Genomic DNA, 23,981 nt, shown 5'->3' on the forward strand with positions numbered 1-23,981 from the left:
CATGGGAACGGACCCGGTGATCCTCACCCGTGGCCTGGTCAAACGGTTCGGCTCGTTCACCGCCCTCGACGGCCTCGACCTGGAGGTCGCGCCCGGCGAGGTGCACGGCTTCCTCGGTCCGAACGGTTCCGGCAAGTCCACCACCATCCGCATCCTGCTCGGCCTGCTGCGCGCCGGCGGCGGCCATGTCGAGCTGCTCGGCGGCGATCCGTGGCGCGACGCGGTCGCGCTGCACCGCCGGATCGCCTACGTGCCCGGGGACGTCTCGCTGTGGCCGGGCCTGTCCGGCGGTGAGGCCATCGACCTGCTGGGCAGCCTGCGGGGCGGACTGGACATGCGACGCCGGGCCGAGCTCATCGAGCGTTTCGAACTGGACCCCACCAAACGCGGCCGGCAGTACTCCAAGGGCAACCGGCAGAAGGTTGCCATCGTCGCGGCTCTCGCCTCGGACGCGGAGCTGCTCATCCTGGACGAGCCGACGTCGGGGCTGGACCCGCTCATGGAGGCCGTCTTCCAGTCCGAGATCGCCGACGAGCGGGCGAGGGGCCGCACGGTGCTGCTGTCCAGCCACATCCTGTCCGAGGTCGAGGCGCTGGCGGACCGGGTGAGCATCATCCGCCGGGGCCGCGTCATCTCCTCGGGCACCCTGGCCGAGCTGCGCGGCAGCACCCGGACCCGCGTCCGCGTCCGCGTCGAGCGGCTCCCCGCCGAGCTGTCCGCCCTGCCGCTGGCGGATCCGCGAGTCGACGCGAGCGGCGTGCTGAACGCGTTGGTGGAACCGGACCGCATCGACGAGGCGATGGCCGCACTGTTGCCCCTCAAGATGTCGGAGCTGGAGGTCTCCCCCGCCTCCCTCGAGGACCTCTTCCTCCACCAGTACGAGGACGCCGCCGATGCCGCTGGGCACGAGGGAGGGGACGCGTGATGCCGGCCGTCGGGGCACGCCCGTCGCGGCCCGGTGGCGGGCGCCCCGCGCCCTGGTACACCGGAATCCGGCCGCTGCTCGTCGCAACCCTGCGCCAGGAGGCCAGGGCCACCATGGCCTGGATCGTGCTCGTCAGTGTCCTGTCGGCGAGCTCGATCGCCGCCTACCGCTGGATCTTCCCCGATGCGGCGGACCGCGAGGCACTGGCCCTGACCATGTCCTCGAGCCCGGCCCTCGAACTGATCTTCGGGCCGGCCCGCGACCTCATGACGAATGACGGCTTCAACGCCTGGCGCGCCGGGATGCTCGGCGCCCTGCTGTCCGGGCTCATGACAATCCTGCTCGTCATCCGCACCTCACGCGCGGAGGAGGACTCCGGACGCGCCGAGCTCGTCGCCGCGGGCGTCATCAGCCGGCGGGCGCGGCTGGTCGTACCGGTCGTCGCGGCGGTCCTGGCCTCCGGTGCGCTCGGTGCGCTGTGCTTCCTCCTCACCTGGGCGTTCGGCGGCCAACCCACCCCGACGCTCGTCCTCTCGGCGAACTTCACCGCCTCGGCGCTGGTCTTCGGCGCGCTGGCCGCGCTCACCGCACAGCTCGGTTCCGAGGCGCACACCGCGAACTGGCTGGCGATCGGCCCGATGGGGGTGCTCTACGGGGCGCGCGGCTACCTCGATGCGAGCGACGCACCGGAGTGGACGCAGTGGCTGACCCCCTTCGGCTGGTTCGAGCGGACCGGGCCGGCCGCCGAGAACGATCCGCGGCCGCTGCTCGCCGCGCTCGGCCTGACGGTGGTGCTCCTCGCTGCCGCCCTGGTCGCGGCCGGCCGCCGGGATTTCGGTCTCGGCTTCGTTCCGCTTCGCGCCGGACGCGCGGCGGCCCCGCGGCTGGGCGTTTGGTTGTTCCCGTGGCGCCTGCACCGCGCCTCACTCGCCGGCTGGGGCCTCGCCTTCGCGCTGCTCGGCATCGTCATGGGCACGCTGAGCACCTCGGTCGGCTCCATCCTGGCCGACAACCCGGTGATCGCCGCTCGCATCGCCACCGGCGCGACGAGCACGGCCGAGCTCAGCACCGTCTTCATCGTGACGGTCCTCCAACTGATCGGCATCGTCGCCGCGATCATGGGCGCGCAGATCGTCCTGCGCGTCCACGCGGAGGAGCTGGAGCACCGACTCGAGCCGCTGCTGGCCGGCCCGCTGCACCGCGGCCGCTACCTGGCGGCCAACGTCATGGTGGCGCTCGTGGCGACCGGCTGCGCACTGCTCATCGCCGGCTCCGGCATCGGGCTGGTGAACGCGGCGGACGGGACGGGCGTCGGGTTCGGCGAGGCGCTGTACCAGGGCGCCTGCACGATCCCCGCGGTATGGCTGCTCGTCGGACTCTCGACGGCGACCGTCGGCGCGTGCCCAGGGCTGCGCACGATCGGCTGGGGCGGCATCGTGGCGACCTTCGCCATCACGTTGCTGGGGCCGACGTTCAACCTGCCGGAATGGGCGCTGTCGATCAGCCCGATGCACCACGTGCCGAACGTCATGGCGGACGACGTCGAGTGGACCGGACTGGCCGTCGTGTCGGCCATCGCGCTCGTGCTCTGGGCGATCGGGTTCGCCGGGTTCGTGCGCAGGGACCTGTCCTGATCCTCACGGCCCCGCCACTGCGGTGTCCGGGCACGGCGTGACGTGCGAATGAGGAACCCGGACATAAAAGCGGCTGGGATCCCCACCCCCTGGGATCCCAGCCATAGGTGTAAACGAGCGGGAGAGTGATTCACCCTCAACCGGTCGTTCACGACCCGCATATGAAGCTACCACACGAGAATGCCCGGGTCAACTTGGGGTTGTAGAGGGTGAGTTGGGGGTGATATCCGGTTTGATGTCGATCCTCCAGCCGGTGAGCCTGGCGGCGAGCCGGACGTTCTGCCCCTCCCTGCCGATCGCCAGGGAGAGCTGGTAGTCGGGCACGACGACGCGTGCGGTCCGCGCGGCCTCGTCGATGATCTCCACGCCGACCGTCTTCGCGGGGCTCAGGGAGTTGCCGACGTACACGGCCGGGTCCTCGGACCAGTCGATGATGTCGATCTTCTCGTCGTTCAGTTCACGCATGACGGCGCGCACTCGCTGCCCCATCGGGCCGATGCAGGCGCCCTTGGCGGAGACGTCGGCGTTGTGGGAGACGACCGCGATCTTGGAGCGGTGGCCGGCCTCGCGGGCCAGTCCCATGATCTCGACGACACCCTGCTCCACCTCGGGAACCTCGAGCTCGAAGAGCTTCTTGACGAGGTTGGGGTGGGTACGGCTGACCATCACCCGGGGACCGCGGGCCTCCATGCGGACACTCACGACGTAGACCCGCAGGCGTGTGCCGTGCTCGTACGTCTCGCCCGGGGCCTGCTCGGCCAGGGGCATGAGACCCTCGATCCCACCCAGGTCGACACGCACCGTCCGGTTGTCGCCGTCCTTCTGGACGACACCGGTGAGGATGTCGCCCTCGGAGGCACTGAACTTGCCGTACTTGCGCTCGTCCTCGGCCTCGCGCAGCCGCTGGAAGATCACCTGACGGGCCGTGGAGGCGGCGACCCGCCCGAAATCGGCGGGGGTGTCGTCGTACTCGCCGACGAGGTCGCCGTTCTCGTCGCGCTCGGGAACCATGACCGAGGCCTTGCCGGACCTGCGGTCGAGCACCACGCGCGCACCGGGCTTGGGGTTCTCGGTCTTGGTGTAGGCGTTGTAGAGCGCGTCCTCGATGGCGCTCACCAAGTAGTCGAGGGGGATGTCCTTCTCATTGCCGATGGCCTTCAGGGCCGACATGTCCACGTCCATCTCAGGCCTCCTCATCCTTGGGGTTCATCTCAACCTGGACGACGGCACGACGCACCTCGTCGAAACCGACGCGGCGCACCCGGCCGTCGACGTCCACGTCGGCACCGGTGTCGTCGACGGCCCGGATGCGGCCGACGAATCGGTCACCGTCGACGGGGGTGATCCGGACCAGCCGGGAGAGGTTGCGGCGCCAGTGGGCCGGGCGTTCGAGCGGCGAGGACACCCCGCGGGAACCGACCTCGAGCGTGTACGGCGCATCACCGACGGCGTCGGACTCGTCGAGCGCCGCCGAGATGGCGCGCGTGGCCTCGGCGATGTCGTCGATGGTGGGGCCGCGGCCATCCGGGCCGTCCCCATCGAGCGTGATCCGCAGGACGCTGCGCTTACCGGCTCTCACCACGGTGAGGTCATCCAATTCAAGTGCGTGCGCGGCCACGACGGGTTCGAGCACGGATACCAACGCTGATTCGTTCACGGGCCGGTCCTTCATCCTCTTGTCGTTCAGGTTGTGCCTCAAGCATAGGCGAGGGCGGCCCGTCGGCCGGGGACCACGGCACGCGGGCCGCCTCCCCCTCGGGCGCGGGCACGACCGCCGTGGTCCGCCGCACTAGGGTGTGGGCATGGTCACCCGCAGGATGATTCTGGCCGTTCCGGTGCTGGGCGCCCTGGCGTCCTGCGCACCCTCCCCCGTCGTGACGTCCGGGTCCTCGGCGACGACGGGCACCCTGGCGCCCGACGACCCCCGGTACGTCGCCGCCGCGGTGGAGACCGAGCTGGCCGCGCTCACGACGGCTCTGGCCGGCGCGGCGACGGACCCGGACGCGGGCCTGGCCCCATGGTGCCGGGGCGCGGCCGAGGCCCACGCCGCGCACGCACGGGTCCTGCTGCAGGCCGATCCACTGGGCGGCACCGGGTCCGACCGCTCCCCCGTGGCCGACCCCCCGTCGCCGAGCGCCACCGCGACGCCCGCCGGGTCGCAGTCCCTGGCCCGGGCCTACCGGGACGCGGCCGAATCCCACCGGGCGGCGGCGCTGGACGAGCAGGACCCGTCGATGCGCATGCTCTGGTGCTCGCTGGCCGTCTTCGCCGCTCGCGGAGCGGCGTGCGCCGATGCCTCGTCGTTCACTCCGGCCCCGGTCGCCGGACGTGCCGTTCCCGTGCACGTCGAGGCCGGTACCGCGCCCGAGGCCATGGCCGCGCTCGTCAGTCGCGTCGATGCCCTGCGTTACGGGCTGGAGACGATGATCGGCCGTTCGGGGGGCGGCCGCGACGACATGTCGGCCCGCAGCGACCAGGCCGACGCGCTGCGGGTCGAGCTGGCCGGGCGGATCACAGCGGCCGGCGGGCAGGTGCCCGGCCCCGAGCTGGAGTACGAGCTGGACGGCGACCCCGACGACGCCGGCGCGCGTGACGGCATCTGGGCCCGTCTGGAGGACGATCTGCTGGCCGGCTGGGTGCGCCTGGCGGCCGCCACGACGGGGGCCTCCGGCTCGCCCTCGCCGGATTCCGGCCCCAGCGCGCAATCCTCCGCCGACCCGTACGGGCTGGACGAGATCATCGAGCAGGCGACGCAGCAGGCCGCTCAGGCCCCCCTGCACGGGCTCGGCACCAGCACCTGGCCCGGCTGGGTGTGAGGCTCACTCGCCGCGCACGGCGGCGAGGACCTGGTCGACGACCTCGTCCACGCCGACCTCGCGACGCTCGCCGCTGGCGCGGTCGCGCAACTCGACGACGCCCTGGGCCAGACCACGGCCGACCACCACGATGGTGGGCATGCCGAGCAGTTCGGCGTCGTTGAACTTCACCCCGGGGCTGGCCTTGCGATCGTCGAGCAGGACGGGGACGCCGGCCCCGTCGAGCGCCTCGGCGATCTCGGCCGCCTTGGCGGCGATCTCCTCCCCCTTGCCAGTGGCGATCACCTGCACCTGGAACGGCGCGACCTCGCGGGGCCAGCACAGGCCCTTGTCGTCGCAGCTGGACTCGACGATCATGGCGACGGCCCGGGTGACGCCGATGCCGTAGGAGCCCATGGTGACGGTGACGAGCTTGCCGTTGCGGTCGAGCACCTGAAGCCCCAGGGCCTGGGCGTACTTGCGGCCGAGCTGGAAGATGTGGCCCATCTCGACGCCGCGGGCGAGGCTCAGCGGGCCGGAGCCGTCGGGGGCCGGGTCGCCTTCGCGGATCTCGGCGACGTCGCCCGTGCCGTCGCCGGTGAAGTCCCGGCCGGCGACGAGCCCGATGACGTGCCGCTGATCCTCGTTGGCGCCGGTCACCCAGCTGGTGCCGGGCACGACGCGGGGGTCGAGCAGGTAGCGCACCCCGGCTGGGGCCTCGGCGCCGAGGAACTGGGCGCCCTCCCTGGCCGGGCCGATGTAGCCCTTGACGAGCTGGGGGAACCGTTCGAAGTCCTCGTCGGTGAAGTCGGTGACCTCGGCTGGGGCGAGGGCCGCCTCGAGGCGCCTGGTGTCGACGGCGCGGTCCCCCGGCAGGCCGATGACGACGGGCTCGCGGGCACCGTCCGGGGACTCGGTCATGAAGACGACGTTCTTGAGGGTGTCCGCGGCGGTCCAGGCGCGGTCGGGGCGTGGGTAGCTGCTGTTGAGCAGGTCGACGAGGGTGTCGATGGTGGGAACCTCGGGCGTGTCGACGACCCGGGCGGGCGGGGCGTCGTCGTAGGGCAGCGGGTCGGGGGCCGGCACGGCGACGGCCTCGATGTTGGCCGCGTAGCCGCCGGGCGAGCGCACGAAGGTGTCCTCGCCATTGTCGGTGACGGCCAGGAACTCCTCCGACGCCGAGCCGCCCATGGCGCCGGCATTGGCCTTGACGATGACGTACTCGAAGCCGAGGCGGTCGAAGATCTTGATGTAGGCCTCGCGGTGCCTGGCGTAGCTGGCGTCCAGCCCCTCGTCGTCGACGTCGAAGGAGTAGGAGTCCTTCATGACGAACTCGCGGCCGCGCAGCACGCCGGCGCGGGGGCGGGCCTCGTCGCGGTACTTGTTCTGGATCTGGTAGAGCGTGACCGGCAGGTCCTTGTAGGACGAGTAGAGGTCCTTGACCATGAGGGTGAACATCTCCTCATGGGTGGGGCCGAGCAGCATGTCGGCGCCCTTGCGGTCGACCAGCCGGAACAGATTGGGGCCGTACTCGGTCCACCGGCCGGAGTCCTCGTAGGGCTCGCGGGGCAGCAGGGCGGGCAGGCGGACCTCCTGGGCGCCCATGGCGTTCATCTCCTCGCGGACGATGGCCTCGACGCGCGCCAGGACACGCAGGCCGAGCGGCAACCACGAGTAGATGCCGGGGGCGACGCGGCGGACGTAGCCGGCCCGGACGAGGAAGCGGTGGCTGGGGATCTCCGCGTCCGCGGGGTCGTCTCGCAGCGTGCGCACGAAGAGCGTGCTCATTCGGGTAATCACTGGAACTGGTGCCTTTCTCGAAGCCGTGCCGAGCCAATCCTAGTGCCGGGTCCGGCGCCGATCCGGTCCGGCCCGAACACGTCCGGAGGCCGAGGGCCTGGCCGTCGGAAGGCTAGTAGAGGATGGTGGCGAGTTCACCCGCCTGCCTGAAACCCACGTGGTCGTAGACCGCGCGCGCCGCGGTGTTGTAGTCGTTGACGTACAGCGAGACCACCGGGTACCGGCGTCGGGCCAGTTCGACGACGCGGGCCATGGCCGGTACCGCCAGACCCCTGCCCCGCAGCTCGGGGCTCACCCACACCCCCTGGATCTGGCAGGTGCCGCGGTGCACGGCGCCGATGTCGGACTTGAACCAGAACCGCCCCGCCGCCTCGTCGTAGGCGCCGAACGCGCGGCCGGTCCCGATGAGCTCGCGCACGTGGGCGGCGTAGCTGTTGGTGGCGTCGAGGGGGCTGGCGCCGACCTCCTCGGTGTACATCGACACGGCGGCGTCGAAGTAGGGCTCGAAACGGCCGGCGCCGACCTGCTCGACACGCCGGTCGCCGGGGACGGCCGGCGGGTGGTCGATGACCAGGAGCGGCTGGTGTGAGCGGACGGATCGGGCGCCGCGCCACGCCTCGCCCCAGCGGGAGACGAGGCGCTCGTGGAGGGCGGCGACGGCGGAAGACGGCCCCATGATGGCCTGGCTGGCGCGGCGCGGGCCCAGGCGGTCCGTGAAGGCGTCGAGGGCGGCGGGGTCGTCGCCGGCCAGGACGAGGTTGGCGCCGGCGTGGCAGGCCGCGACCAGACGGTCGCCACGGAAGTAGCCCCAGATGTGGCAGCCGAGGGCGGCCGGGGACAGGCCGGCCGTGTCGAGGCGTGAACTGATGAAGATGTTCTCGAGCGGGCGCTCGTCCAGCAGGGCGCGCAGCACGGGAAGATCCATCGGTTCGAGGACTCTGGCCCTGCCACGTTGCGGCGGGCGCGAGACCGGCCCGGACCGATGGAAGAAGGGCATCAGACGAGGACCTGCGGCGTGCCCTGCTCGGGGAACTCCGCCGCCATCTCGTGCGCCATGGTGATGAGGGTCTCGACGATCTCGCTCTCGGGCACGGTCTTGATGACCTGGCCCTTGGCGATGATCTGGCCCTTGCCGTTGCCGGAGGCCACCCCCAGGTCGGCTTCGCGGGCCTCTCCGGGGCCGTTCACGACACAGCCCATGACGGCGACCCGGATCGGGACGGTCATGTCCTTGAGGGCCTCGGTGACCTGATCGGCCAGGGTGTAGACGTCCACCTGGGCGCGGCCGCAGCTGGGACAGCTGACGATCTCGAACTGGCGGGGCCTCAGGTTGAGTGACTCGAGGATCTTGACGCCGACCTTGACCTCCTGGACAGGGTCGGCCGACAGGGAGACGCGGATGGTGTCGCCGATGCCCTCGGCGAGGAGCGCACCGAAGGCGACGGAGGACTTGATGGTGCCCTGGAAGGCCGGGCCGGCCTCGGTGACGCCCAGGTGCAGCGGGTAGTCGCAGGCGGCCGACAGGCGACGATAGGCCTGGATCATGATGACCGGGTCGTGGTGCTTGACCGAGATGGCGAAGTCGCCGAAGCCGACGTCCTCGAAGAGGCGGGCCTCGTTGAGCGCCGACTGGACGAGCGCGCCGGCCGGGTCGGTCTTGTACATCTCCATGAGGCGCTTGTCGAGGGAGCCGGCGTTGATGCCGATGCGCAGGGCCGTGCCGTGGTCGGTGGCGGCCCTGGCGATCTCGGAGACCTTGTCGTCGAACTTCTTGATGTTGCCGGGGTTGACGCGCACGCCGGCGCAGCCGGCGTCGATGGCCGCGAAGACGTACTTCGGGTTGAAGTGGATGTCGGCGACGACCGGGATCTGGGACTTGGCGGCGATGGCGGCCAGCGCATCGGCGTCGTCCTGGCTCGGGACGGCGACGCGGACGATGTCGCAGCCGGCCGCGGTCAGCTGGGCGATCTGCTGCAGCGTCGCGTCGACGTTGGCCGTGAGGGTGTTGGTCATCGACTGCACGGAGACCGGGGCGTCACCGCCCATGGCGACCTTGCCGACGTGGATCGTGCGGGTCTTGCGCCGTACGGCGACGGTCGGCGCCGTCTCCGCCGCGTCAATGAGGAGGTTGTCAGCCATGCCCTCAAGGGTAACCGGGCCTCGGGACGCACGGCGCCCGGTTGCCCTCACCTGCCGCGGGTCACCAGCGGGTACGCCGCACCCACGCCAGGGCCGAGTCCTCGCCCAGGGGCGATGTGCCGCGGACCGCCGCGAGCAGGCCGGCTCCGATCGCACGGCCGGTGTAGACGGCCGCTCCCCCACCGACGTGCTCGCCCCACGCGGCGGCGAACAGGTCGGCGTGGGCTCGCGAATCGGCCAGGACCGTCGGCACGGCGTGCCAGTTCTCGGCGAGCGAACCGGTCAGGCCCCGCACGGCCAGGGGGCCGCAGAGGCCCGGCCCCAGGCGCCAGCGGTTGATGAGATAGCGGGCATCGGCGCCGACCGGCCCGATGACCTCGGCCAGGGCCTGGACGAAGACCTCGGCCTGGCCCGGCCCCGCGTCGGACAGGCTGAATCGCAGCTCGCCGTCCGGGGCGACCTCGGTGGCCAGGGCGGCCGGGGCGTCCACCAGGCCGGCGCCGCGCAGGGCGGCGAGGACGGTCTGCGCATAGTCGACCAGGCCCGGTTCGCGGCGGGCCCGCCGCCCCAGGCTCCAGGCCCGCCGGCCGGCGAGGGCGGCAGCGGCGCCGGACGCGGCCAGGGCGAGCGGCGTCGCCCCGGCGAGGAAGCAGAGCAGGCCGCCCACGGCGAGGGCGACGGCGCACGCGGCGCCGGCCCTGCCGGGCCTGGAACGCTCCCGGCCCGGCACGACGAGTCCGTGCCCGTCCCAGGCGAGGCGGTCGTCGGGGGCGACGGTGAGCACCGGTCCGCGATCCCGCCGGCCGGCGGCGGGGGTGATGCGCAGTTCGCTGCGTGGGAAGCCATCGGGGTCGACGCCGGCCCAGGCCCGCCGGATCCGGCCCGGGTGCTCGGCGCGGACCAGCGCAGCGGCATTGGCGGCGTCGAAGAGTTCGGCCGGCGGCGGGGCGTAGGGCGAGAAACGCGAGTCGAGATGGGCCACCTGGTCGACGATCTCGCCCGTCTCGTCGGGGGCGAACCAGCCGTCGTGCTTGCGCACCAGGCGTCGCCAGTCGCCGTCGCCCTGCAGGTGGTCCGGCGCGACGGCGCAGACCGACCAGTTGACGGCGACCTTGTCCGGGCGGCCCGGGTCGCGGCGCAGTGCCCGGCCGCGGGTCTGGACGACGGCGGTGCCGGTGGTGGCCGAGCCGAGGTCGACGACGCCGGTGATCGACGGCGCGTCCCAGCCCTCGCCGAGCAGCGCGCGGGTGCCGACGAGCACGCGGCAGGCGCCGGACTCGATCATGGCCGTGGCGGACCGCACCCAGGCCGGCGGCCCCCAGCCGGTGACCCGCAGGAGACCGTCGTCCAGGCGCTCGGCCCCCAGCCCGTCCCCGCTCCCGAGCCCGGCCGCGGTCTCGATGAGCCGGGCGGCGGCGCCGGCCGGGCCGGCGACGAGCCCGCCGGTGACGAGCAGTGGGTTGGCCGTCGACACGCGGGGGTCTGCCGCCAGCAGGGCGGCGACCCGTCGGGCCGACCCGGACTGCTCCGAGATGGCCCCGGCGACGTCGGCCGGCAGCGTCGCTGCCTCGGCGTGGTCGCAGAGCACGAGCAGACGCGCCTGCGGATCGGCGGCCAGCGTCGCCGCGACGATCTCGACGGCGCCGCGGGCCTTGGCGTCGCTGCGCGCCAGGACGCGCTGCACGGCGGGGACGCCCGGGGTGATGCCGTGCCTGCCCAGCCGGTGGTCCAGGCCAGGCAGGAGCGCGCGCAACCGCTCGATGGTCGTCGCGTCCCGCGGGTCGTCGGAGCGGCGCAGGCAGTGCGCCCACCAGTCCTGGGCGATGGCCAGCCAGTCCTCCAGGCCCGGCGCGGCTCTCGTGGCCTCGCCCAGAACCGCCTGCGGGGGCATCGACAGGTGGCCTGCGTGGGCGAGGCGCAGGACGGCGTCGGCCAGGACGGGGTCCGTACGGCTCGTCGTGGACCAGTCCCGTGACAGGACGCCCCAACGCTGCTCCGCCCACGCCAGCAGGCCGGTGGAGGCGATCGCGGGATCGGTCAGCCAGGCGATGAACTCGGCGGTTCGGGTGGCGCGCCCGGCGAGCCACTCGGTCTCCGTCTCGGTCGGGCGAGTGAGCCAGACCAGTTCGACGAAGGGCGCCAGCTCGCCGCGGGCCACCAGTGGCGGCACGGCCACCTGGGCGACCGGTTCGCCGATGACGGCCCGCATCTGCTCGGCCTCGGCCCTGCTCATCCGGGACGGTGGTGTGGCGGTCAGGCCGATCACCTCGGTGCGGCCGGCCCGGTCGAGCACGTGAGCCAGCAGTTCGCCCCACAGCGCGAGGAGGTGGTGGCACTCGTCGAGGACGATGGTGAAGGGCCCGCGCCGGGTCATCTCGGCCAGGACCCGTTCCCCGGCCGGGCTGAGCCGTGCCGGCGCGTCCTCGTCCCCGTCGTCGCCGCGGCCGACGAGGGCCTGGTAGGTGAGAACGGTCAGGTCCGTGGGCAGCGCGGCGTCGGTGGTGGCCCGCCGGCGGCCGGTGGCGGCGAACCGAGCGGCCTCACCCAGCCAGACCGAGCGGACGGCGGTGTTGGGCACGAGGACGAGCACGGGCCGTCCCGAGGCGAGGGCGTGGGCCAGTCCGACGGCCGTCTTGCCCGCGCCGGGCGGCAGACTCACCCAGACCCTTTCCCGGCCCTGCTCCCGCGCCGCCGCCAGGGCCTCGAGGGCGGAGGCCTGGTGCTCCCGCCACGGCCATGGTGCGCCGGGCAGGGCGCCGGCCGGCCCCTCTTCTCGCCCGGGTCCGTCGGTCATGGTCGGGCTCTCGTCCTCAGCGGCACAGCTGGGCTGCGCGACGGCGCGCCCAGGCATCGGCCGCCAGGACCGCCTCGACGCTCAGCCCGTCGTCGCCCACGTGTCCGGAGGCGAGGTGCTCGTCGAGGACGCGGGCGATCGTGTCGGTGATGGCGAGGAAGCCCACCCGCCCCTCGCAGAAGGCGTCGACGCAGATCTCGTTGGCCCCGTTGAGGACGGCCGGTGCGGTGCCGCCCGCCCGGCCCGCGCGGCGGGCCAGGTCGACGGCCGGGAAGGTCTGCGAGTCGAGCGGCTCGAAGGTCCAGGCGGTGGCCTGCGACCAGTCGCAGCCGGCGGCCGCGTCGGGCATGCGGTCGGGCCAGGTCAGCGCCAGCCCGATGGGCAGCCTCATGTCTGGAGGGGAGGCCTGCATGATCGTGGCGCCGTCGTAGAACTCGACCCCGGAGTGGACCACCGACTGCGGGTGGACGACGACGGTGATGTCGTCGGGGTCGACGTCGTAGAGCAGGGCTGCCTCGAGCAGTTCGAGCCCCTTGTTGACGAGGGTGGCCGAGTTGATGGTGATGACGCGGCCCATGCGCCAGGTGGGATGGGCCAGGGCCTGCTCCGGCGTCACGTCGGCGAGCTGGGCGCGGGTCATGCCGCGGAAGGGACCGCCGGAGGCGGTGAGTACGAGCCGGCGCACCTCGCGGCCGCCTCCACCGCGCAGGCACTGGGCGAAGGCGGAGTGCTCGGAGTCCACGGCGACCAGCTGGCCGGGGCGGGCCCTGTCGGCGACCAGGTGGCCGCCGATGACGAGGGACTCCTTGTTGGCCAGGGCCAGTGTCGTCCCCGCGTCCAGCGCGGCGAGGGTGGCCATGAGGCCGGCCGAGCCGGTGATGGCGTTGAGGACGACGTCGGCGTTCATGGCCGCCAGTTCCTCGTTGGCCGCCGGCCCACAGACGAGGGCGGGCCGGTCCGTGCCACCGGCGGCCTCGAAGGCGGTCCAGAACTCGTCCTCGTGCCCTTCGGCGGCGATGCCGACCACCTGCGGTGCGAAGCGCGCCGCCTGCTCGGCGAGCCGGGCGACCTGGCCTCCGCCCGCGCTCAGCGCGACGATGCGGAATCCGTCCCGCCTGGCGTCGACCACCTCGCAGGTCTGTGTTCCGATCGAACCGGTACTGCCCAGAAGCACAACATCTCGCACCTGCGTGATTATGGCCCCGATCCCCCGCTCGGCGGAAACCGGGCAGGACCGCGCGATGACAAGGGCCACCGGCTGGGAATTGACCCGGTTTCATGCACATATGCCCGCATGGGCGGCCGGAGGGCTCAGTCGCGGCCTGCGCCGGCGCGGTGACCGGCGGTGCGGGCGGGCCTGCCGGGGGTCCGGCGGGAGACCGGGCCGCCGTCGATCGTGGCGGCCAGCTGGCCGCAGGCGCCGTCGATCTCACGGCCGCGGGTGTCACGCACGGTCACCGGGATGCCGTGGTTCTGAAGGTGACGGACGAAGGCCTCCTCGTCCTCGCGCCGCGAGGCCGTCCACTTGGAGCCGGGCGTCGGGTTGAGGGGGATGAGGTTGACGTGCACCCAGCCCCAGTCGCCGCGCTCGGCCAGACGGCGCGCCAGCAGGTCGGCGCGCCAGGCCTGGTCGTTGATGTCCTTGATGAGGGCGTACTCGATCGAGACCCGGCGCCTGGTGACCCGGGCGTACTCCCAGGCGGCGTCGAGCACCTGGTCGATGTCGAAGTGCTGGTTGAGCGGCACGAGTTCGTCGCGCAGCTCGTCGTCGGGGGCGTGCAGGGAGACGGCCAGCGTCACCGGGATGCCCTCGTCGGTGAGCTGGCGCATGCGCGGCACCATGCCGACCGTCGAGACGGTGAGGCCGCGGGCCGAGATGCCCAGCCCGTCGGGGGCCGGGCGCGTGAGCTCCCTGACCGCGGCGAGGACCGAGGCGAAGTTCGCCATCGGCTCACCCATGCCCATGAAGACGACGTTGTTGATGCGCCCCGGCCCGCCGGGCACCCGGCCCTGGGCGAGCAGCCGAGCGCCGTGGAGGACCTGCGCGACGATCTCCGCGGCCGACAGGTTGCGCTGCAGGCCGCCCTGCCCGGTGGCGCAGAACGGGCACCCCATCGCGCAGCCGGCCTCTGAGCTGATGCAGATGGTGGTGCGGTGCGGGTAGCGCATGAGCACGGACTCGACGACGGATCCGTCGTGCAGACGCCAGGCGGTCTTGACCGTGGTGCCGTGGTCGGCGGTGAGTTCCTCGACCGGCTCTATGAGGCGGGGGAAGAAGGTCTCGGCGATCGGCCCGCGGGAGGCGGCCGACAGGTCCGTCCACTGGGCCGGGTCGTCCTCGAGGCGGGTGAACCAGTGGGTCGAGATCTGCTTGGCGGTGAAGGCCGGCAGGCCCATGGCCCGGACCGCGTCGACGCGCTCGGCGGGGGTGAGGTCCATCCAGTGCCTCGGCGGGCGCCGCCCGGGTCCCGTCGACATGATCTGCTCGACGGTGAGGGTCGTGGCGGGCTCGTGGCTGCGTTGGTTCACACCACGAGAAGGTACATCACGAACCAAGCGGCCGGAGCGGCCAGGATGAGCGAGTCGAGGCGGTCCATCGCTCCCCCGTGCCCGGGCAGAACGTGCGACATGTCCTTGATGCCGGCGTCGCGTTTGATCGCCGATTCGACCAGGTCGCCCAGGGCGCCGACGGCGCCGACGACGACGCCCATCAGGGCGCCCACCCAGACGGGGGCGTGGAGGACGAGGCGGACGGAGAGGGCGCCGGCCACGAGGGCGGCGAGCAGGCCGCCGGTCAGGCCCTCCCAGCTCTTGGCGGGGCTGACCTTCGGAGCCATCTTGTGCCGGCCGAACATCACCCCGAAGGCGAAGGCCCCGGTGTCGCAGGCGATGACGGCGATGAGGAAGCACAGCACACGGCCGGCGCCGTGGTCGTCGGCGAGCATGAGCGTGCAGGTGGAGCCGAGCAGCGGCAGGTAGCCGATGGTGAAGACGCTGGCGGCGGCGTCCTTGACGAACCCGTCCGTGCCCCTGGGGACACGAACCAGCAGCGCGGCGATCACCATGAGGGCGAGCATCCCGATGATCACTCCCATCGCCCGCTCGCGCTCCCCCGCCGCGAACAGGGCGTAGGAGGCGAGGACGAGGATGGGGGTGCCGATGAGGATCGGCCACCGGGCCGGGTGGGCGCCGGTCCTCTCGAGGGCGTTGCACACCTCCCAGCAGCCGGCGGTCAGGGCGACCGCGATGAACAGGGCGAATCCCCAGTGCCACCACGCCAGGGTGACGATGACGATCGCGCCGAGGACGACGCCGGTCGTGATGGCGACCGGCAGATTGCGGCCCGTCCGGTGTGAGTGGGCGGACCGGCCGCCGGCCGCCGTCGAATCCGTGGAGGTCATGGTGCGGGTGCCCTCAGACGGACATCAGCTCCTTCTCCTTGGCCTTGAGCAGGTCGTCGATCTGGGCGACGTGCTTCTTCGTGGTGGCGTCGAGGTTCTTCTCGGCGCGCTTGGCCTCGTCCTCGCCGATCTCCTTGTCCTTGGCCTTCTTCTTGATGGCCTCGAGCGCGTGGTGACGGTGGCCGCGGATCGCGACGCGGGCCTCCTCCGCCTTGCTCCGCACGATCTTGGTGTACTCCTTGCGGCGCTCCTCGGTGAGCTCGGGCAGGACGCAGCGGATCGAGGTGCCGTCGCTGGCGGGATTGACCCCGAGATCGGAGTCGCGCACGGCCCGTTCGATGGCACCCAGCGCGCCCTTGTCGTAGGGCGTGATGAGCATGGTGCGGGGCTCGGGGGAGCTGAAGGAGGCCAGCTGCTGGAGCGGGGTCGGCGTGCCGTAGTAGTCGGCCTCGATCTTGTTGAACATGGCCGGGTTGGCCCGGCCGGTGCGTACGGTGGCGAAATCCTCCCTGGCGAAGGCGATGGTGCCCTCCATCTTCTTCTCGGCGCCCTTGATGATGTCTGCCGTCACGATGGTTCCTTTCGCAAGAGTGGTGCACCTGCCGATCAGCAGTGCACGAGGGTGCCGATCTTCTCGCCGCGCACAGCCCGCATGATGTTGTCGGGGTCGTCGAGGTTGAAGAAGATCATGTTGAGATTGTTGTCGCGGGCGAGGCTGACGGCCGTCGCGTCGGCGACCTTGAGGTCCCGGGCGATGAACTCGTCGTAGCTGAGGTCGGAGAACATGGTGGCGTTCGGGTCGGTGCGCGGGTCGGCGTCGTAGACGCCGTCGACGCCGTTCTTGGCCATGAGGAGCACCTCGGCGCCGATCTCGAGGGCCCGCTGGGCGGCGACCGTGTCCGTCGAGAAGTAGGGCATCCCGGAGCCGGCGCCGAAGATGACGATACGGCCCTTCTCCATGTGCCGTTCGGCGCGGCGGGGGATGTAGGACTCGGCGACCTGCCCCATGGTGATGGCGCTCTGCACGCGGGTGGGCACGCCCTCCTTCTCGCAGAAGTCCTGCAGGGCCAGCGAGTTCATGACGGTGCCGAGCATGCCGATGTAGTCGGCGCGGTCGCGGTCCATGCCACCGGCCTGCAGTTCGGCCCCGCGGAAGTAGTTGCCGCCGCCGACGACGACCGAGATCTGCGTGCCGGCCCTCGTCACAGCGACGATCTGCTTGGCGATGGCGCGGACCGTGTGCGGGTCGACGCCGAGCTTCCCGTTTCCGAAGGCCTCGCCGGAGAGCTTGAGCAAGACACGGTGGAAGGGTTCGGGCACGTTGTCCTCCTGGTCAGTGATCGACGCGGTCACGGTGCTGTGCACACTCTACCGGGTGGGCGACGGCGCCGGGGCCCGCCGGAAGGGGCGGGCGGCCGGTCGGTGGGTTCACGGGCGGACCGCACCGGCCCAGGACGGCGGGAGCCCTTCCACCGTGGGCGACCGGCGCATCGCGGGGCGACCCACCGGCCCGGCCGCCGAACGCCTCGTCCGCGTCGGGGCAGGCCCGCCATGGGGCTTCTCGCCATCGGTCGTGGACCCGTCTGGCACGCGGCCCGGAACGCGCAGGGGCCCCACCCGGGTGTTCCGGATGGGGCCCCTGCAGGCCGTCGGCGGACGGTTCTCGGTGGGCTCAGGCGGCCGCCGCGAAGCGCACGAAACGCGTCACCGTAACGCCGTGCTCGGCGGCCAGGGCGCCGACCGTCTTCTTGTCGTCGGCGACGCTGGCCTGCTCGAGCAGGCAGACGTCCTTGTAGAAGGCGTTGACGCGGCCCTCGACGATGCGCGGGATGATCTTCTCGGGCTTGCCCTCCTCCTTGGCGGTCTCCTCGGCGATGCGCTGCTCCTTGGCGAGCACGTCGGCGGGCACGTCCTCGCGGGCGAGGTACTGGGGGCTCATCGAGGCGATCTGCAGGGCGACCGAGTGGACGAATTCGGCGTCATCGCCCTCGTAGGAGACGACCACGCCGACCTGCGGGGGCAGGTCGGGGTTGCGCTTGTGCAGGTAGACGTCGATGGAGCCGGGGAGGTAGGCGGCGTCGGCCAGTTCGATCTTCTCGCCGATCTTGGCGGCGATCTCGGCCACGGCCTCGCTGACGGTCCGCCCGTCGGCGAGCGTGGCCTGCAGGGCGGCCTCCTTGCCGTCGGCCCCGGCGGCGTCGACGGCCTTCGCGATGGCCTCGCCGAGCTCGATGAACTCGGCGTTCTTGGCGACGAAGTCGGTCTCGGAGCCGAGGTGGATCAGGGCATTGCCGGAGGAGGCGACCAGGCCATTGGCGGCCTCGCGGTCGGCGCGCTTGGCGGCCTTGGCGGCGCCACTCACGCGCAGGATCTCGACGGCCTTCTCGAAGTCGCCGTCGGCCTCGGTGAGGGCCTTCTTGGCGTCCATCATGCCGGCGCCGGTGGCGTCGCGCAGCTTCTTCACATCAGCGGCTGTGATTGCCATGTGGGTATCCGTTCTCAGAAGTTCGTGGGTCACTCGGGATTGGGGGCCTCGGCCGCGGCCTCGGCGACCTCCGCGTTCAGCCGGCCGGCCTCGGGGTCGGTCTGTTCGGTCTGCTCGGCCTGGTCGCCGGACTCGAGGAGTTCCTTCTCCCACTCGGCCATGGGCTCGGCGGCGGCACCGGCCTGGGCCTGGGCGTCGGAGCGGGCCAGCAGGCCCTCGGCGCAGGCGTCGGCGATGATGCGCGTGAGCAGGGAGACCGAGCGGATGGCGTCGTCGTTGCCGGGGATCGGGTGGTCGACCTCGTCGGGATCGCAGTTGGTGTCGAGGATGGCCACGACGGGGATGCGCAGCTTGCGGGCCTCGTCGATGGCCAGGTGCTCCTTCTTCGTGTCGACGATCCACACGGCCTGCGGGGTCCTGGCCATGTCGCGGATGCCGCCGAGGGACTTGGTCAGCTTCTCCTTCTCGCGGGAGAAGCCGAGCAGCTCCTTCTTGGTGAATCCGCCGGGCTGGACGGTCTCGAGGTCCATGGCCTCCAGTTCCTTGAGGCGGGCGATGCGCTTGCTGATGGTCTGGAAGTTGGTGAGCATGCCGCCGAGCCAGCGCTGGTTGACGAAGGGCATGCCGACGCGCAGCGCCTGCTCCTCGATCGACTCCTGGGCCTGCTTCTTCGTGCCGACGAAGAGAACCTGGCCGCCCTTGGCGACGGTCTCCTTGACGAAGGTGTAGGCGCTGTCGATGTAGGTCAGGGACTGGCGCAGGTCGATGATGTAGATGCCGTTGCGCTCGTTGAAGATGAAGCGCTTCATCTTCGGGTTCCAGCGGCGGGTCTGGTGCCCGAAGTGGACACCGCTCTCCAGCAGCTGGCGTGTCGTGACGACGGCCATTGCCGTCTCCTTTCGTGGTTGTCGGACGCGGTTGCCCGCTTCCCCTGATGCGCTCGCCCCGGCACCTCGGGCCTGACGCCCTCGGACCACACCGGGAACCGCGGCCGCGTGGTCGCGACCGTTTCCGCGCATGCGAAGTCAGCCCGCCCGTGCGGACTGCGCCGATCAGTCTACGTTGCCCGGCGCACCGGGGGAAATCGGTGACCCGCCGAGGCGCCCACCGGTTCCGCCCGGCGGCAGGACCCCCGCGTCGGGCCCGTGGTTCACCGCAGGACCAGGGCCCGGATGCTCCCTGGCACCGTGGGGCCGTGGTGCGGGCCCTCCCGGGTGCGGACGCGGACGGGGTGCGATCCTCCGCGCCGTCGAGGTGCGGGGCGAGCCCTCCCGCGCGAGCGGGAAACGGAACAACGCCCTGGACGGGCCGACGGCCCCGCGGAGTCGCCCCGGGCGCGGGCGGGGTTTCCCCCGGCTGCGTCCGGGTCGGAGTTCTCCACAGGCCGCGGCAGGGGCGTGCAACCGGGCCTGGCGCGCACACACTCCAGTCATGACGAGCACACCTGGCACCTGGAACGACGACGCGCGTGCCGCCTGGCCCGGAGCGGCACGGCACGCCCACCGGCGGGCCGCGGTTTCGCGGGGGCGGTTCGCGCGCCTGGCCCGGGGCTTCCTCGTGCTGCTGCAGTGTCTCGTCGTGCTCGCCGCCGCCTCGGGCGGCACGGCCAGGGCCGACGGCACGCGCGTCATCCCGATCGACGGCCCGGTGCTGCGCGGCTTCGACCCGCCGGCCGAGAAGTGGCTGGCCGGTCACCGCGGTGTCGACCTGGGCGGCATCGACGGCGACGTCGTGCACGCGGCGGCCGACGGCACGGTCACCTTCGTCGGGACGATCGACGGCGTGCAGATGCTCACCGTCACCCACGCAGGTGGCCTGCGCACCACCTACCAGCCGGTGGCGGCCACCGTCGCCCGGGGCGACCGCGTCATGGCGGGCCAGCAGATCGGCACGCTGCTCACGGGGCACTGCCCCGGGCAGGCCTGCCTGCACCTGGGGCTCAAGCGAGGCGACGAGTACCTCGACCCCCTCGCCTGGATCAACCGTGACAAGGGCACCGGCGACGTCAGCCTGCTGCCCTCGGACGCCGCGGTGCACCAGGTGCTGCCGTCGTGGTGGGTGGAGCGGCTTCGCCGGGCGGCCGCCGACTCGAACGCGAAGGCCCCGGGCTGGCCCGCCGACGGGCCCGTCACCTCGCCGTTCTCGAATCGGATCAACCCGATCCTCGGCACCTACGAGCTGCACGACGGGCTCGACATCGGCGCCTCGTGCGGTTCCCCGGTGCGAGCGGCCTGGTCGGGCACGGTCACCTACGCGGCGCCGATGCAGGGCTTCGGCAACCGGGTCGAGGTCGACCACGGCACGATGGAGGGCCGGCACCGCTCCAGCTCCTACAACCACCTCGCCGACGAGAGCATCGGCTTGGTGCGGGTGGGCGACCACGTCGAGGCCGGCCAGGTGATCGCCTACGTCGGCACGACGGGCCTGTCCACCGGCTGCCACCTGCACTTCTCGGTCTACCTGGACGGCACGGCCGTCGATCCCGCGCCGTACCTGCCGTGACCGGGCGTGCCGCCAGAACCCGGGCCCCGCCCGAAGAGACCCCGAGCGGGACGGGGCGCGCGTCCGCCTGCCGCCAAGACCGGCTCACCGTCCCGGCGGGGACCCGCCTCGAGCGGGGACGGCCCGGTGTACGTCACGTCCGACGGACACCGGCTGCCCTTCGGCCCGGCCGATGTGCAGGGTCTGGACGAGGCGAGGGAGCACGTCGTCGAGGGCAGTATCCGACGCAACGGCAGGCGCACCGGAGGCCACCTGTACACCACCGTCGAGGCCGAGATGAGAGAAGGCCAGATCGCCTTCCCGAAGGACTGGGACGCCGACCGCATCATGGCGGCGGCCCGGCAGGTGATCGACCGGCCCGAGAATGTGTTGTTTCAAGGCGAACACCGGATCGAGCTCAGCTCCACGATTGGTGGGGTCAGGCTGGTCGTCCGCCTCCGCTTGCCGAAGAACGGCCCTGCTGTCGTCACCGTCTTCCCCACAAGGGGCGTCGGAGTGAAGAGGGTTCACAATGGCAGACTCCGAGACGTAGGCTGACCACATGTCCACATCCGAGGAGCTACTCGCATTCGCCGACCGGGTCTTACCCGAACCGGCCAGCGAGGATGTGCTCATCGTGCAGGACATCGCGATGAACGACGATGAGTCCATCGCCTATGGGGCTCTCGATCTTCTCGTGGCCGCCCGCGTCACGATCCCTGAGGACCTGCTGCTGCGGGCCCTCGACGATTACTCGGACTCGTGGACCTTCGTCGAACTCGCCACCGAGGCGCTCGAGCGGCAGCGGCAGAACGTCGCGTGACCGGGCTCAGGCCCGCGGATGCGCCTGGTTGTAGGCGGCCCGCAGCCGCTCGTCACTGATGTGCGTGTAGATCTGGGTGGTCGCCAGCGAGGCGTGCCCGAGCATCTCCTGCACGCTGCGCAGATCGGCGCCGCCCTCCAGCAGATGGGTCGCCATCGCGTGACGCAGCCCGTGCGGCCCGATGTCAGGGGCCTGCGGGATGGCCCGTAGCGCGGCGTGCACGACGCGGCGTACCACGGCCGGGTCGATCCGCCCGCCCCGCACGCCGAGGAACATCGCGTGGCCCGAGGCCGGCCGCGCCCACTGGCCGCGCTGGGCTAGCCAGGCGTCCACGGCCGTCAGGGCGGGGGCCCCGAGCGGCACGACACGTTCCTTGTTGCCCTTGCCGAGCACGCGCGCCGTGCCCGAGCCGGCGTCGATGTCGCCGACGTCGAGGCCGCACAGCTCGCCGACGCGGATGCCCGAGCCGTAGAGCACCTCGAGGATCGCCACGTCGCGGGCGCCCTTCGGCCCCTCGGACTCGGCGGCGGCTGCTGCGGCGGCGTCCATGAGTTCGCGGGCATCGGCCTGGGTGATCGTCTGCGGCAACGCGCGCCCGACCTTGGGCGACTTGAGGCCGCCGGCCACGTCGGTCGGCACGATCCGGTTGTCCTTGGCCCAGGCGAAGAAGCCGCGGGCGGCGCCGGCGCGCCGGGCGAGGGTGGCCGATGCCGCGCCGTCGGCCTGCTGGGCGGCCAGCCAGCGCCGCAGGTCGGGTAGACCGACCTCGGCCAGGTCGGTGCGCCCTCGCCCGGCGAGGAAGCCGAGCAGGTCTGTGACGTCGCCCAGGTAAGCGCGTACCGTGTGCTCCGAGTAGCCGCGCTGCAGGCTCAGGTAGTCTCCGTAGCGCGCCACGACGGCGCCCCACGGATGCTGGTCGGCTGACGGTGTGCCCACGAGCGTGAGTATAGGTTTGGTCAGTGCGGCGTCACGCGGCGTCGACGCGCGAGGCCATCGACCAGGAGGACCAGATGAAAAGCCCAGCAGAGTGGGCCACCACCGGACGAGTTCTACGGATCACCCGCTGGGACGAGCCGGTGATGAGTTCCAGGACCCGCCCGGTCACCGAGTTCAGCGAAGAACTGCACCAGCTGGTCGCCGACATGTTCCGGACGATGGCCGCGGCCGACGGAGTGGGGCTGGCCTCCCCGCAGGTCGACTCCGATCTGTCGCTGTTCGTCTTCAACTGCCCCGACGAGTCCGGCCGCCTCGTCTACGGCGTCGTCTGCAATCCCGTCGTCACCCTGCCCGAGGGCAAGGACCGTCGCCTGGTGAGCGAGCAGGAGGGCTGCCTGTCGTGGCCGGGCGCCTACCAGCAGCTGGCCCGCCCCGACTTCGCCGTCTGCGAGGGCCAGGACGAGAACGGCGACCCGGTGCGCATCGAGGGCACCGGGCTGCTGGCCCGCTGCCTGCAGCACGAGACCGACCACCTGCAGGGCACCGTCTTCGGCGACCGGCTCTCGAAGCGCTCGCGCCGCCGCCTCGACGAGGAGAAGGAACGCCTCGCCCCCCTCTACCCGGACGACTGGCCGATCCACCCCAAGCGCACCGCCGGTGAGGTCGACGGGGCTGGAGGGTCCGACCAGGGCTAAGAAGACCCAGCAACCCAGCGGCAGACCGCGGTCACACGCTGCCGCACGACACGGGGAGCCGGTTCGGCCACGCCACCGTTGCGCCAGCTGATGCACCCCAAAGGCAGAAGTGCCCCTCACCAGGTTCCTCGAGGCCTCCTTCGTATTCGTACTCGTCAGCAACCCCAGACGCGGGAAGTCCTTCCAGCAAGACAGCTGTCAAACAACGAGCCATGACCCTCGCCCAGCCGTACCAGCCCGTATGCCAAGCAGGGCGCGATGCAGCTCGTCAGATCCGGTGTGGCAGCAATAATATTCCTTGATCAGTTAAAGCCTCATTCTTTTATCGGCAAAGGAGCCAGGTTTGAAGAATGACAGAGACAACTCTGTCGAGTCACATAGAAATTGGTGCATTGTCTTTTCGGTAACTATGTTCGGCGGGTCTCAGCCGTGCATTCCAGGCACACCTTGTCGGCCGTGCAAACCCAAGCTGACGCCCAACAAGTCTTTGACTTGAGTTTCAGCTTTGGTCATACCCTGAGTGATGACCTGTTCGTCGCGGTGTTTGCCGAGCGGACCTGGGAGTTCGAAACTTAGCCCCAGTGCGGGCGAGTTTCGTCGCGTTCTGGTTCCCCGCATCCCCGGTGAGCACCGACTACATCCTCACGTCCTGTCAATCGGTCAACCATCCCCGGATGGTTTTCCCATTGCGCTCAACTATTCAACACTATTCAACGATGATACCCATGTCGGCGCCACGAGGAGCGTATAGAATGACTTCTACTTTCATCCACGTCAGCATGTAAAACTATACGTTTCTTCTATCTGATCAGATCAGCAATTCACCAGGGCAATCTCAACCTATATGTTCCAATCATATCCGAAATGACATATCGAATCCACTAAAACCGATTTTACCCATAATGACCATGGCTTCATGGCTAGCTGTTGTGGCGCATGAGGTTGTTGACGGTGTGGAGGTGGCGTAGGGGGCAGGCCCTCGACAGGATGGAAGTCGCTGAACTACCCGTCCGACCAAGGAGCCTGCCCTTGAGTACTCACGCTAACGCACCATTGACCGTTGAAGGCCGACA

At 71.2% G+C, this 23,981-nt stretch carries 21 protein-coding genes; 7 read left to right on the forward strand and 14 right to left on the reverse strand.

The window, feature by feature from the left end; genetic code table 11:
* Window position 1: 1 nt before the first annotated feature.
* The gene (locus PROPJV5_RS03585) at window positions 2-925 is read left to right on the forward strand and encodes an ABC transporter ATP-binding protein (protein ID WP_119714951.1); all 924 of its coding nucleotides are present in this window, start codon (window positions 2-4) and stop codon (window positions 923-925) included.
* A complete protein-coding gene (locus PROPJV5_RS03590; RefSeq protein ID WP_220474317.1) occupies window positions 922-2,559 on the forward strand; it encodes an ABC transporter permease in 1,638 nt (545 codons plus the stop codon). The genes PROPJV5_RS03585 and PROPJV5_RS03590 overlap by 4 nt, the downstream gene beginning before the upstream one ends.
* A 189-nt stretch (window positions 2,560-2,748) precedes the next feature.
* Here the strand turns inward: PROPJV5_RS03590 and nusA are convergent, their stop codons facing one another.
* Window positions 2,749-3,741 (reverse strand): transcription termination factor NusA, encoded by a 993-nt coding sequence (gene nusA / locus PROPJV5_RS03595; protein ID WP_119714953.1) that lies wholly within the window; start codon window positions 3,739-3,741, stop codon window positions 2,749-2,751.
* A 1-nt stretch (window position 3,742) separates the two neighbouring features.
* On the reverse strand, window positions 3,743-4,216 hold the full coding sequence (gene rimP / locus PROPJV5_RS03600) for a ribosome maturation factor RimP (protein ID WP_119715003.1): 474 nt from the start codon (window positions 4,214-4,216) through the stop codon (window positions 3,743-3,745).
* A gap of 145 nt (window positions 4,217-4,361) precedes the next feature.
* On the opposite strand from rimP, the gene PROPJV5_RS03605 reads away from it, so the two are divergent.
* Window positions 4,362-5,375, forward strand: a complete 1,014-nt coding sequence (locus tag PROPJV5_RS03605) for a hypothetical protein (RefSeq protein ID WP_119714954.1) — start codon at window positions 4,362-4,364, stop codon at window positions 5,373-5,375.
* A 3-nt stretch (window positions 5,376-5,378) separates the two neighbouring features.
* On the opposite strand, the gene PROPJV5_RS03610 is transcribed toward PROPJV5_RS03605, so the two are convergent.
* The 11 genes from PROPJV5_RS03610 to rpsB form a co-directional block, all read right to left on the reverse strand.
* On the reverse strand, window positions 5,379-7,142 hold the full coding sequence (locus PROPJV5_RS03610; protein WP_220474319.1) for a proline--tRNA ligase: 1,764 nt from the start codon (window positions 7,140-7,142) through the stop codon (window positions 5,379-5,381).
* 124 nt (window positions 7,143-7,266) lie between these two features.
* Entirely contained in the window at window positions 7,267-8,079 is an 813-nt protein-coding gene (locus tag PROPJV5_RS03615; protein ID WP_239018378.1) for a GNAT family N-acetyltransferase, read from the reverse strand.
* 71 nt (window positions 8,080-8,150) lie between these two features.
* Window positions 8,151-9,293, reverse strand: a complete 1,143-nt coding sequence (ispG, locus tag PROPJV5_RS03620; protein WP_119714957.1) for a flavodoxin-dependent (E)-4-hydroxy-3-methylbut-2-enyl-diphosphate synthase — start codon at window positions 9,291-9,293, stop codon at window positions 8,151-8,153.
* Between the two features lie 61 nt (window positions 9,294-9,354).
* The gene (locus PROPJV5_RS03625) at window positions 9,355-12,087 is read right to left on the reverse strand and encodes a DEAD/DEAH box helicase family protein (RefSeq protein ID WP_182858555.1); all 2,733 of its coding nucleotides are present in this window, start codon (window positions 12,085-12,087) and stop codon (window positions 9,355-9,357) included.
* Between the two features lie 16 nt (window positions 12,088-12,103).
* Window positions 12,104-13,273 carry a 1-deoxy-D-xylulose-5-phosphate reductoisomerase gene (dxr, locus tag PROPJV5_RS03630; RefSeq protein ID WP_119715004.1) on the reverse strand — a complete coding sequence of 390 codons (1,170 nt, stop codon included), beginning with the start codon at window positions 13,271-13,273 and terminating at the stop codon, window positions 12,104-12,106.
* A gap of 125 nt (window positions 13,274-13,398) precedes the next feature.
* Window positions 13,399-14,565 carry a dual-specificity RNA methyltransferase RlmN gene (rlmN, locus tag PROPJV5_RS03635; protein WP_220474323.1) on the reverse strand — a complete coding sequence of 389 codons (1,167 nt, stop codon included), beginning with the start codon at window positions 14,563-14,565 and terminating at the stop codon, window positions 13,399-13,401.
* A 47-nt stretch (window positions 14,566-14,612) separates the two neighbouring features.
* Window positions 14,613-15,488, reverse strand: coding sequence for a phosphatidate cytidylyltransferase (locus tag PROPJV5_RS12675; protein ID WP_119714959.1), 876 nt, complete (start codon window positions 15,486-15,488; stop codon window positions 14,613-14,615).
* Window positions 15,489-15,501: 13 nt separating this feature from the next.
* Window positions 15,502-16,023 carry a ribosome recycling factor gene (gene frr, locus PROPJV5_RS03645; protein ID WP_220474324.1) on the reverse strand — a complete coding sequence of 174 codons (522 nt, stop codon included), beginning with the start codon at window positions 16,021-16,023 and terminating at the stop codon, window positions 15,502-15,504.
* A gap of 71 nt (window positions 16,024-16,094) precedes the next feature.
* Window positions 16,095-16,808, reverse strand: a complete 714-nt coding sequence (pyrH, locus tag PROPJV5_RS03650) for a UMP kinase (RefSeq protein WP_119715006.1) — start codon at window positions 16,806-16,808, stop codon at window positions 16,095-16,097.
* A 352-nt stretch (window positions 16,809-17,160) separates the two neighbouring features.
* A complete protein-coding gene (tsf, locus tag PROPJV5_RS03655; protein ID WP_119714961.1) occupies window positions 17,161-17,973 on the reverse strand; it encodes a translation elongation factor Ts in 813 nt (270 codons plus the stop codon).
* Window positions 17,974-18,002: 29 nt separating this feature from the next.
* Entirely contained in the window at window positions 18,003-18,860 is an 858-nt protein-coding gene (gene rpsB, locus PROPJV5_RS03660) for a 30S ribosomal protein S2 (protein WP_119714962.1), read from the reverse strand.
* 544 nt (window positions 18,861-19,404) lie between these two features.
* Here rpsB and PROPJV5_RS12505 point away from each other — a divergent pair.
* The 3 genes from PROPJV5_RS12505 (at window position 19,405) to PROPJV5_RS03675 (ending at window position 21,277) form a co-directional block, all read left to right on the forward strand.
* The gene (locus tag PROPJV5_RS12505) at window positions 19,405-20,475 is read left to right on the forward strand and encodes a peptidoglycan DD-metalloendopeptidase family protein (protein WP_182858556.1); all 1,071 of its coding nucleotides are present in this window, start codon (window positions 19,405-19,407) and stop codon (window positions 20,473-20,475) included.
* Window positions 20,476-20,601: 126 nt separating this feature from the next.
* Complete coding sequence (locus PROPJV5_RS03670) at window positions 20,602-21,012, forward strand: EndoU domain-containing protein (RefSeq protein WP_182858557.1); 411 nt, start codon at window positions 20,602-20,604, stop codon at window positions 21,010-21,012.
* A gap of 4 nt (window positions 21,013-21,016) precedes the next feature.
* Window positions 21,017-21,277 carry a hypothetical protein gene (locus tag PROPJV5_RS03675; protein ID WP_119714964.1) on the forward strand — a complete coding sequence of 87 codons (261 nt, stop codon included), beginning with the start codon at window positions 21,017-21,019 and terminating at the stop codon, window positions 21,275-21,277.
* 6 nt (window positions 21,278-21,283) lie between these two features.
* Here PROPJV5_RS03675 and PROPJV5_RS03680 read toward each other — a convergent pair whose 3' ends face one another.
* Complete coding sequence (locus PROPJV5_RS03680; protein ID WP_420812715.1) at window positions 21,284-22,237, reverse strand: tyrosine recombinase XerC; 954 nt, start codon at window positions 22,235-22,237, stop codon at window positions 21,284-21,286.
* 50 nt (window positions 22,238-22,287) lie between these two features.
* On the opposite strand from PROPJV5_RS03680, the gene def reads away from it, so the two are divergent.
* On the forward strand, window positions 22,288-22,908 hold the full coding sequence (gene def / locus PROPJV5_RS03685; protein WP_119715007.1) for a peptide deformylase: 621 nt from the start codon (window positions 22,288-22,290) through the stop codon (window positions 22,906-22,908).
* The last annotated feature ends 1,073 nt before the right edge of the window (window positions 22,909-23,981 follow it).

The organism is Propionibacterium ruminifibrarum (assembly GCF_900289195.1).
GTDB classification, from domain to species: domain Bacteria; phylum Actinomycetota; class Actinomycetes; order Propionibacteriales; family Propionibacteriaceae; genus Propionibacterium; species Propionibacterium ruminifibrarum.